Annotated in this window: 6 protein-coding genes; 3 read left to right on the top strand and 3 right to left on the bottom strand. The window is 69.1% G+C overall.

Annotation, left to right across the window (positions count from 1 at the left end; genetic code table 11):
• Positions 1-252 (top strand): hypothetical protein (locus tag AC31A1_RS42335; protein WP_489658399.1); only part of this gene is annotated, 252 nt, incomplete at its 5' end.
• A 168-nt stretch (positions 253-420) separates the two neighbouring features.
• Here the strand turns inward: AC31A1_RS42335 and AC31A1_RS42340 are convergent.
• Positions 421-1,428, bottom strand: coding sequence for a stage II sporulation protein M (locus AC31A1_RS42340; protein ID WP_489658400.1), 1,008 nt, complete (start codon positions 1,426-1,428; stop codon positions 421-423).
• A gap of 128 nt (positions 1,429-1,556) precedes the next feature.
• Here AC31A1_RS42340 and AC31A1_RS42345 point away from each other — a divergent pair, with 128 nt between their 5' ends.
• Positions 1,557-2,552 carry an RDD family protein gene (locus AC31A1_RS42345; RefSeq protein ID WP_489658401.1) on the top strand — a complete coding sequence of 332 codons (996 nt, stop codon included), beginning with the start codon at positions 1,557-1,559 and terminating at the stop codon, positions 2,550-2,552.
• A gap of 50 nt (positions 2,553-2,602) precedes the next feature.
• Here the strand turns inward: AC31A1_RS42345 and AC31A1_RS42350 are convergent, their stop codons facing one another.
• Positions 2,603-3,217, bottom strand: coding sequence for a hypothetical protein (locus tag AC31A1_RS42350; protein WP_489658402.1), 615 nt, complete (start codon positions 3,215-3,217; stop codon positions 2,603-2,605).
• Positions 3,218-3,380: 163 nt separating this feature from the next.
• The gene (gene ahcY / locus AC31A1_RS42355; protein ID WP_393765647.1) at positions 3,381-4,838 is read right to left on the bottom strand and encodes an adenosylhomocysteinase; all 1,458 of its coding nucleotides are present in this window, start codon (positions 4,836-4,838) and stop codon (positions 3,381-3,383) included.
• Positions 4,839-5,310: 472 nt separating this feature from the next.
• Between ahcY and AC31A1_RS42360 the strand changes: the two genes are divergently transcribed.
• Complete coding sequence (locus AC31A1_RS42360; RefSeq protein WP_489658403.1) at positions 5,311-7,479, top strand: fructose-specific PTS transporter subunit EIIC; 2,169 nt, start codon at positions 5,311-5,313, stop codon at positions 7,477-7,479.
• Positions 7,480-7,591 lie beyond the last annotated feature (112 nt).

The raw sequence follows: 7,591 nt of genomic DNA on the forward strand, positions 1-7,591 counted from the left end.
ATTTTTGGCACGCTGTTGAGTTCTCAAGGAACGGACGCTTCCTTTGTACTCACCCTCTCGGGCTTTCCTCCGGGCTTCCCTTCGGTCTTGCGTTTCCGACTCTATCAGACCGTTTCCGGTCCCGATTTCCTCGATGCTTTCCAGGTTTCCGCTTCCGCGTTTCCCTTTCCGGCGGTTCCGACTTTATCAGAAGTTCCGGGCCGGACTGACCGGCCGCTTTTTTCCGATTCATCGAGAGTGTGGCTTCTTTGAAATCGACGTTTCCATCGATGCTTCTAGAAGCAGACAGACACTCACTGTCGCCGACCGGACCAGATCCAGTTCTAGGCAACTGTTCGAATCTACCTCCCCGACCGGTCCGTGTCAACGGCTCCTGTGGGGCGAAGAGGAGACTAGCAGCTCAGCAGGAGTGCCCGCACATCAGGCGGCGGTGGGGACGGAGGCGCTGCGTTCGGCCGCCTCGACGTCGCCCGTCTCACCGGCACGCACGGCACGGCCGCCCAAGACGTAGACGTACGTCAGGAAGGCCCCTTCGGCGACGATGCCGATGCCGATGCGGGCCCAGGTGGGGAGGCCTGACGGGGTGACGAAGCCTTCGATGGCGCCGGAGACGAACAGGACCAGGGCCAGGCCGATGGCCATGCCCACGGCTGCTCGGCCCTCTTCGGCCAGGGCTGTGCGGCGCGAGCGTGGGCCGGGGTCGATGAGGGTCCAGCCGAGGCGCATTCCCGTGCCGGCGGCGACGAAGACCACCGTGAGTTCGAGCAGGCCGTGCGGGAGGATCAGGCCGAGGAAGGTGTCGAGCCGGCCTGCCGACGACATCAGGCCGATGCCTACGCCCAGGTTGAGCATGTTCTCGAAGAGGATCCAGAGGACCGGCAGGCCCAGGAACACGCCCAGGACCAGGCACATCGCGGCGGCCTCGGCGTTGTTCGTCCAGACCTGTGCGGCGAAGGCGGCCGCCGGGTGGCTGGAGTAGTAGGTCTCGTACTCGCCACCGGGGCGGGTGAGGTCGCGCAGTTGGCTCGGGGCAGCGATGGAGGACTGCACTTCGGGGTGGGTGCCTATCCACCAGCCCAGGAGGATCGCGACCACGGTCGACAGCAGCGCGGTGGGGACCCACCAGTGGCGTGCTCGGTACACCGCGGCCGGAAAACTGTGCCCCACGAAGCGTGTGACATCGCGCCAGGATGCACGGCGGGTTCCTGTCACCGCACTACGCGCGCGTGCCACGAGTTGGCTGAGCCGACCGGTGAGTTGAGGGTCCGGGGCGCTCGACTGGATCAGGGAGAGGTGGGTGGCCGTGCGCTGGTACAGAGCGACGAGTTCGTCTGCCTCGGCGCCGTTGAGGCGACGCTGGCGGCGGAGCAGTGCGTCGAGGCGGTCCCACTCGGCTCGGTGGGCCGAGACGAAGACGTCGAGGTCCATCTGGTTGCCTGCTCCTCGGCTGCTCGTCGACTGCTGGTCCGGGATCAGCTTGTCGTACTGGGGCGCGATGTGCCCTCAGCTTGGCAGACTGGCTGTTCCAGGGGCAGGGCAGGGGAAGGGCGGCAGGCGTGAGTGAGCTGGTGACGGGCGAGGCGGTGGCGCTGGAGTTGCGCCCTGCGAGGCTGCCCAGCAGGGCGCTGGCGGTGTTGCTCGATCTGATCGTGGCCATCGCCGCCTACACCGCCGTGACCGTGGCGCTGATGTTTTCCACGGCCTCATTGGACGTGGCGGCACAGGTCGCCATGTCGATCGCGGCCTTTGTGCTGGTGCTGGTCGGCGGTCCCATAGCGGTGGAGACGCTGAGCCATGGGCGTTCGCTCGGGAAGCTGGCGTTCGGGCTGCGCGTGGTGCGGGACGACGGCGGGCCGATCCGGTTCCGGCACGCGCTCGTGCGGGGTGCGATCGGTGTGATCGAGATCCTGATGACCTTCGGGGTCGTCGCCTGTATCGCCTCGCTCGTCTCGGCGCGCGGTCGGCGGCTCGGGGATGTGTTCGCGGGCACTCTGGTCGTAAGGGAAAGGGTGTCAGCCGGGCAGACGGCCTTTGTGCCTCCGCCGCCGCCGTGGCTGACGGGACGTTTCGCCGAGCTTGATCTGTCCGCCGTTCCCGACGGGTTGTGGCTGGCCATCCGGCAGTACCTGACGCGGATGCAGCAGTTGGATCCGCAGGTCGGCTGGGCCATGGCCCAGCGGCTCGCCGCGGACCTCGTGGCTCGTACGGGCACTCCGGCGCCGCACGGCGTTCCGCCGGCCGCGTATCTGGCGGCGGTGGTGCAGGAGCGGCAGGCGCGAGATGTGCGGCGGGCCTTCGGGAACGGCGCGGTCGGGGGTGTACCGGCCGGCGGGTTCAGGCCCGGGGCGCGTGTGCCGGGTGCCTTCGGCAACTCGGCGATCCAGCCGTCGCCGGCTCCTCAGCAGCCGTACGGTTCCGCTCCCCCGGTTTGGCGTGCCCCCGCGGCAGGTGCGGAAGCCGGGCAGGCCGCGCCCAGCCCCGAGCCGCCGACGCCGCAGAGCGCAGCGCCCGCCGAACCCCGGCCCTCCACCGGATTCGCGCCGCCCGCCTGACGCTCCCGGCCGCGTCCTGCGTCTCAGCGACCGGGCCGGAACACCGCCGCTCAGCCGAAGACCGACGGCGGCGACTCCAGCTCTTCCAACTCGATGCCGGGTGCCGCGAGCACCACGTCGCCGGCGATGTGCACGGAGTGCTGCTCGCCCGTGTCCAGGGCTGTGACCTGGTATTCGTCCACGGTCAGAGGGCCGTTGTCAGTGCCGTGTGTTTCTCTTTTCAGCAAGGCCCAGGACTGGTCCACGGTGCGGGGGGCGAGGACCGGTTCCGTGAGGCTGACCAGGCGGACGCGGGTCGCGGCGGAGGAAGGGGTGAGGCGCAGGAGACGGGTGGTGGCGATGAGGAACGCGGGGGAGGTGCCGGTGAAGGCGTGGGCGCGCACATTGCCTTCGGTGGCATCGGCGCCGGTGGGGTCGGTGCGGACCCAGGTGACGCCGTCGAGAGCGGCGCCGCGCACCTGCCAGCTCGCAGCGTGGAGTTCCAGCCGGATCGGGCGGCCGAGTTCGTCGAGCGTGAGGTCGACGGAGCCGTTGTGATCGCCGGAGGGGGTGGTGAGCTGGGAGACATAACGCCAGCCGGACGGGCCGGGGGCGCACTGGAAGTGTTCGTCAGCGAGGGGGGTGTGATCGTGCGGATCGTGGAGCGAATAACGGCCGCGGGGCATCGGGGTCCTGGGTCTTGACGGGCCGGTCCGGCCGGAGGAACCAAAGGGGCAGGCCCCCGGCACGGGGGTGCGGGGGCCTGCCTCGGAGGATCTGCTGCTGAGGACCCGCCGCTGAGAACCGCGTCAGTGCACGGACGCGGTCACAGCGTGCTGGGTCGCCGTCTCAGTAGCGGTAGTGGTCCGACTTGTACGGGCCCTCGACCTCGACGCCGATGTACGACGCCTGCTCGGGGCGGAGCGTGGTCAGCTTCACGCCGAGCGCGTCCAGGTGGAGGCGGGCGACCTTCTCGTCGAGGTGCTTGGGCAGCACGTAGACGTCGGTCGGGTACTCCTCGGGCTTGGTGAACAGCTCGATCTGGGCCAGGGTCTGGTCCGCGAAGGAGTTGGACATCACGAACGAGGGGTGGCCGGTGGCATTGCCCAGGTTCAGCAGGCGGCCCTCGGACAGCACGATGAGGACCTTGCCGTCGGGGAACGTCCAGGTGTGGACCTGCGGCTTGACCTCGTCCTTGACGATGCCCGGGATCTGCGCGAGGCCGGCCATGTCGATCTCGTTGTCGAAGTGGCCGATGTTGCCGACGATCGCCTGGTGCTTCATCTTGGCCATGTCCGCGGCCATGATGATGTCCTTGTTGCCGGTCGTGGTGACGAAGATGTCGGCCTTGTCGACGACCTCGTCGAGCGTCGTGACCTGGTAGCCGTCCATCGCCGCCTGCAGCGCGCAGATCGGGTCGATCTCGGTGATGATCACGCGGGCGCCCTGTCCGCGCAGGGACTCCGCGCAGCCCTTGCCCACGTCGCCGTAGCCGCAGACGACCGCGGTCTTGCCGCCGATGAGGACGTCGGTGGCGCGGTTGATGCCGTCGATCAGGGAGTGGCGGCAGCCGTACTTGTTGTCGAACTTCGACTTGGTGACGGCGTCGTTCACGTTGATCGCCGGGAACAGGAGGGTGCCGTCGCGGTGCATCTCGTAGAGACGGTGCACGCCGGTCGTGGTCTCCTCGGTCACGCCGCGGATCTCCGAGGCGAGCTGGGTCCACTTCTGCGAGCCGTCGCTGATGGTGCGCTGCAGGACCTGGAGGACGACGCGGTGCTCGTCGGACTCGGCGGTGTCGAGGGAGGGGACCTTGCCGTCCTTCTCGTACTCGACGCCCTTGTGGACGAGCATGGTGGCGTCGCCGCCGTCGTCCAGGATCATGTTCGGGCCGCCGGTGGGGGTGTTCGGCCAGGTCAGCGCCTGCTCCGTGCACCACCAGTACTCCTCCAGGGTCTCGCCCTTCCAGGCGAAGACCGGGATGCCCTGGGGGTTCTCGGGCGTGCCGTTCGGGCCGACGGCGATGGCGGCGGCCGCGTGGTCCTGGGTGGAGAAGATGTTGCAGGACACCCAGCGGACCTCGGCGCCGAGGGCGACCAGGGTCTCGATCAGGACGGCGGTCTGCACGGTCATGTGCAGCGAGCCCATGATGCGGGCGCCGGCCAGCGGCTGGCTGGCGGCGAACTCGCGGCGGATCGACATCAGGCCGGGCATCTCGTGCTCGGCGAGGGTGATCTCCTTGCGGCCGAACTCGGCCAGGGAGAGATCGGCGACCTTGAAGTCCTGCCGGTTGTCGACAGTCGTCATTACGAGGAGCTCCTCGGGGTTGGGGCCTGGTGGATACGGCTGGTCTGCGCGGCAGCGGACACAGGGGTGCCCGAAGGAGGGCACAGGAATGGCCCCCGTACGCGCAGCGCAGTCCGTCGGAGGCCCTCTCTCCCTCGGTCGGTCCGCGTCGGGACCGCCCGACCGCCATCAGCAGCGACGTCTGGCTCCCACCCAAGCTACACCGGTGGACCCGGCCGCCCCCAGCCCACCTCCGGACGGATCCAGCCGAACTCCGGCGGGTGTCCGGTGTCGGACCGGGTTTCCGGGGGAGCCGCAGGAGGGTGTCCGCGAGTGACGGGCGGAGGGGAGCGGACGACGGCGACCAGGGACTTCCGCGTCTTTGAGTCGGGCGTCGGATATTGCAGGATGCACGGAGATCAGGAGCCTCTGATCGATCTTGCGGGGACGTCCGGGACGGCGTTCCGCGCGACGAAGGTGTTAGGAGAACGACGTGACGAGTACGGCCGGCCCTCCCCCCACGGGCGGCGGCGATGGCGAGCGGCAGCGGTTGAGGCTGCTCGCGGTGACCGCGTGCCCGACCGGCATCGCCCACACGTACATGGCCGCGGAGAAACTCGCACAGGCCGCCGAGAGCCGCGGCATCGACATGAAGGTGGAGACACAGGGATCCATCGGGGCTGAGAACATCCTCGATGACAACGATGTCGGAGCCGCTGACGGCGTGATCGTCGCCGCGGACAAGGACGTGGACCTGAGCCGTTTCGTCGGCAAGCGGGTCCTCGTGGTCGGGGTCGCCGAGGGCATTCGCCATCCCGAACGGCTGATCGAGCAGGTACGGTCCGCGCCCGTGCACACGGCGGGCGGTACGGCCGCAGCGACAACCGCGCCGACCGGCAGGGAGCGGAGCGTCGCGTACAAGGCGCTGATGAACGGGGTCAGTTACATGATCCCGTTCGTCGCGGTCGGCGGGCTGCTGATCGCGATCTCGCTGTCGCTCGGCGGCCATCCGGACCCCTCGGGCGGTCTGGTCATCCCGAAGGACTCCTTCTGGATGGACGTGAACAACATCGGCGTGATCGGTTTCACGTTGATGGTGCCGATCCTGTCCGGCTACATCGCCTACGCGATCGGCGACCGACCTGCGCTCGTGCCGGGCATGATCGGCGGCTGGGTCGCCAACACCGGTTCGCTGTACGACTCGAAGGCCGGCGCCGGGTTCATCGGGGCGATCGTGACCGGGTTCCTCGCCGGATATCTGGTGCTGTGGATCAAGAAGGTCAAGGTCCCTAAGTTCGTACAGCCGATCATGCCGATCATCGTGATCCCGATCGTGGCGACGACGGCGCTCGGACTGTTCTTCGTCAACGTGATCGGGAAGCCGATCTCCTGGGTGTTCGAGCACCTCACCAGCTGGCTCGGCGGGATGACCGGCACCAGCGCGATCCTGCTGGGCACGATCCTGGGGCTGATGATCGCGTTCGACATGGGCGGGCCGGTCAACAAGACGGCGTTCCTGTTCGGCGCGGGACTCATCGCGACCGGCAACCAGGCCGTCATGGGCATGTGCGCGGCCGCGATCCCGGTGATGCCGCTCGGCCAGGGCCTGGCAACGCTGATACGGCAGCGGCTCTACACCGAGCAGGAACGGGAGACCGGTCTGGCCTCGCTGTTCATGGGCTGCTTCGGTATCTCCGAGGGCGCGATCCCGTTCGCGGCGGCGCGGCCGGCGCAGGTCATCCCCGCCAACATGCTGGGCGGCGCGGTGGCCGGTGCGGTCGCCGGGCTCGCCGGGGTGAAGGACGCGGTACCGCACGGCGGGCCGATCGTGGCGGTGCTGGGTGCGGTGAGCGGCGTACCGATGTTCTTCGTCGCGGTGGCGATCGGTACGGCGGTCACCGCGGTGACGACGGTCGCGCTGGTCGACGTGAGCGAGCGGAGGCGGCGCGGACAGTCCGTCGGGCACAGGGTCACTGCCGCACCCGAGCTCGCGTTGGTCGGGGCCGGCGTGGGAACGCCGGGCGCCGGGGCCGTCGTAGCGGAGCGGCGGACTGGGCGCGGAGAGACGGTGACAGCGGGGGTGCTGGGCTCGGGTGGCTCAAGTGCGGCTGCTGCGCCCGCAGTTGACACTACGGCAGATGCCGACCCGGCCGACGCCGAAGGCGACCCCGGTTCCGGCTCCCTCACCACCGCGAACCCCGCCCCCGAAGTCCTCTCCGGCTACCTCACCGAGCGGACCGTGAAGGTGCGGCTCGACGCGGACGCCAAGGGGGACGTGATTCGGGAGATGGCCGGGCTGTTGGCGCGGACCGGGAAGGTCGTGGACGTCGAGGAGTTGGTGGCGACCGCGTTGCGGCGGGAGGCGCAGGGGACGACCGGGCTCGGGGAGGAGATCGCGATTCCGCATGCCAAGACGGATGCGGTGAGTGCGCCGGTCGTCGGGTTCGCGCGGTCGGCGGAGGGGGTCGAGTGGGGCTCCCTGGACGGTGCGAAGGCCCGGCTGGTGTTCATGATCGCCGTGCCGGAGGCGGCCGCGGGTGATGAGCATCTGCGGATTCTGGCGCTGCTGTCGCGGAAGTTGATGGATGCCGGGTTCCGGGAGCGGCTGTCGGCGGCCGAGGACGAGTCGGCGGTGCTCGGCGTGCTGAGCGAGGTCGGTTAGCCGGTGCGGGCCCGCGGCCGTCGCAGGTCGCGGGCCCGCACAGACCGTTCACAGAGAACCGCTAGCCTCGCGCCCGCGGAAGTGCCGCATGGGGAGGGAAACGATGTCGGGC

The organism is Streptomyces sp. P5F9 (genome assembly GCF_057961495.1).

What these genes read in the sequence shown, in the direction of transcription:
- AC31A1_RS42340 (WP_489658400.1), bottom strand. Translation starts at nt 1,428, where the DNA reads ATGGACCTCGACGTCTTCGTCTCGGCCCACCGAGCCGAGTGGGACCGC.
- AC31A1_RS42350 (WP_489658402.1), bottom strand. Translation starts at nt 3,217, where the DNA reads ATGCCCCGCGGCCGTTATTCGCTCCACGATCCGCACGATCACACCCCC.
- ahcY (WP_393765647.1), bottom strand. Translation starts at nt 4,838, where the DNA reads ATGACGACTGTCGACAACCGGCAGGACTTCAAGGTCGCCGATCTCTCC.